The following is a 2,170-nucleotide window of genomic DNA, read 5'->3' as shown; positions in this document are numbered from 1 at the left end:
TCGCTGATCGGGCCGTCATAGACGATGCAGCCCTTGGCGCCGCGCTTGAGCACGATCGTTGCCGAGGAAAGCGCGCGGATCGTCTTCAGCGCGCTCAGGCAATCGTCGGCGCCGGAGGCGATCATGATCTCCTCCTCGGTGCCCACGATGAGGTCGCAATCGGGAAGCACCGTCTTCAGCTGCGCCGAGACGCGGTCCGATTTGACGTAGCGCTCAAAACCCTCGGCATGGCCGGCCAGGCCCCACAGGTTCGGGCGGTAGTCGATGTCAAACACGACCTTGCCGCCCTTGGCCTTCATCAGGCGGATGGCCTTGCGCTGCGCGGCATCCGTGTTGGGACGCGAGAAATGCGTGCCGGTGACGACGACGGAACGCGCCGAAGCGATGAAGGCCTCATCGATATCCTCTTCCGCCAGCGCCATGTCGGCGCAGTCGGTGCGGTAGAAGATCATCGGCGAGACGCCCTCGCTCTCGACCGATAGCAGCACAAGGGCGGTCAGCCGCTCCTTGTCGGTCTTCAAGCCGTCGACGGAGACGCCTTCACGCTTCAGCTGCTCGCGGACGAAGCGTCCCATCTGCTCGTCGCCGACACGCGTAAGCAATGCCGAGCGCAGCCCGAGCCTCGCCGTGCCGACCGAAATATTGGCCGGACAGCCGCCGACGGACTTGGCGAAGGAGGTGATGTCCTCCAGCCGCGAGCCGATCTGCTGGCCATAGAGGTCGACCGAAGCGCGGCCGATCGTGATGACGTCGAGCGGCGGATGTTTCGTTTCCACGGCTTCGCCCATTCGAACCTCCCATCGGCCTTGTTGTGCTGAGCAGCATCGTTCCGAGCAGCATGCGCGAGCGGTAGCGCGATGCCGTCAATATGAAATAATAATTCCAATCTGCAGTCAATATGGAATGAGCGTTCCCGGATTGAAAAACATCAATGCCGTGGTTGTTCAGGCCTTCCGCTTGCGGCCGGCGTCGCGCCGCTTCTCGCCGACGGCTACAGTCAGAGCCATGGCAAGCGCCATCGTCGCCGAGATCGAGCGGAAGCCGCCGAAATCGGCTTCCGCCACCTCGAACCAGACCTTTGCGAACTGGGCGAGCGGCGAAAACGACGAGTCGGTGATCGCCACGATCGGCACGCCCTGCTCGGCGATCGAGCGCGTCTCCTCGATCGTCGCGGGCGCGTAAGGCGAGAAGCTGATGGCGATGACGGCGTCGCGTGGCGTGGCGAAGCCGATCATCTCGGCATTCAAGCCGGCGGCGGATTCCACCAGCTGGTTGCGGATCTTCAACTTGCCAAGCGCATAGGCTATGTAGGACGCCACCGGATAGGAGCGGCGCTTGGCCAGCACATAGATGGTCTCGGCTTTTGCCAGCAGGGCGACCGCCTCCTCGAAATGCGCATCGTTCAGCGCGCGGGAAATGTCGCCTAGCGAGGTGCTGGCGGCGGCGACGAAGCCGTCGAAGATCGCCCTGTGCCCGCCGCCGTCCTCGGCCTTGGCGCGCAACGCCGCCAGCCGCTCGTCATAGGAGGAATTGCGTTCGCGCAGCCGCTCGCGAAACACCTGCTGCAGGCTGGTGAACCCGTCGAAGCCGAGCTGCTGGGCAAAGCGGATCAAGGTCGAGGGCTGGACGCCCGCCGAGGCGGCGATGCTCGCAGCCGTGCCGAAAGCGATATCGTCAGGATTGTCGAGCGCATAGGCGGCGATCTGCGCGATGCGCTTGGGCAGGCTCGCGCGCCGGTCCAGGATCGTTGCGCGCAGCGTCTCGAAATCGCGAGGCACCCGTTCGTCCATCGTCGCTCCGCCTACGGCCATATTGATTAGCCCCCCTCCTGCCCCATCATAGCGGTTTCGCGCAAGAACACTATTAAAAATGATTTGGACGTTCCATTCTCAGCTAAAATGGATTAACTCATCCACAGAGATTTCCTTAGACGCAATTCAGGACAGAAGCCGCTTCACGCCTTTCCTGGAATTGCTCCAGCGCGGAGACAAATCGACATGGTCGGAGTGGGCCTCATCGGCACGGGCTTCATGGGCAAGTGCCATGCCATCGCCTGGAACGCGGTCGGCACGGTCTTTCCCGATGTGGGCAAGCCGAGGCTGGTGCATCTGGGCGAGGTCAATGACGAACTGGCCAGACGCAAGGCGGGCGAGTTCGGCTTCGCCAGGGC

2 protein-coding genes and 1 pseudogene are annotated in these 2,170 nt (G+C 63.1%); 1 reads left to right on the top strand and 2 read right to left on the bottom strand.

Annotated elements, in window-relative coordinates:
• The coding region (iolC, locus tag Q0L57_RS13105; protein ID WP_296743243.1) for a 5-dehydro-2-deoxygluconokinase at positions 1-788 on the bottom strand (788 nt) is incomplete at its 3' end.
• 156 nt (positions 789-944) lie between these two features.
• Positions 945-1,790 carry a MurR/RpiR family transcriptional regulator gene (locus tag Q0L57_RS13100; RefSeq protein WP_296743241.1) on the bottom strand — a complete coding sequence of 282 codons (846 nt, stop codon included), beginning with the start codon at positions 1,788-1,790 and terminating at the stop codon, positions 945-947.
• A gap of 201 nt (positions 1,791-1,991) precedes the next feature.
• Here Q0L57_RS13100 and Q0L57_RS13095 point away from each other — a divergent pair.
• Positions 1,992-2,170 (top strand): annotated as a pseudogene (locus tag Q0L57_RS13095) (gfo/Idh/MocA family oxidoreductase); the annotation flags it as partial.

The sequence above is a fragment of the Mesorhizobium sp. genome, from assembly GCF_024509055.1.
Classification (GTDB): domain Bacteria; phylum Pseudomonadota; class Alphaproteobacteria; order Rhizobiales; family Rhizobiaceae; genus Mesorhizobium.
Note: the sequence above shows the minus strand (reverse complement) of the source record. Positions and strands in the feature narration are given on the sequence as shown.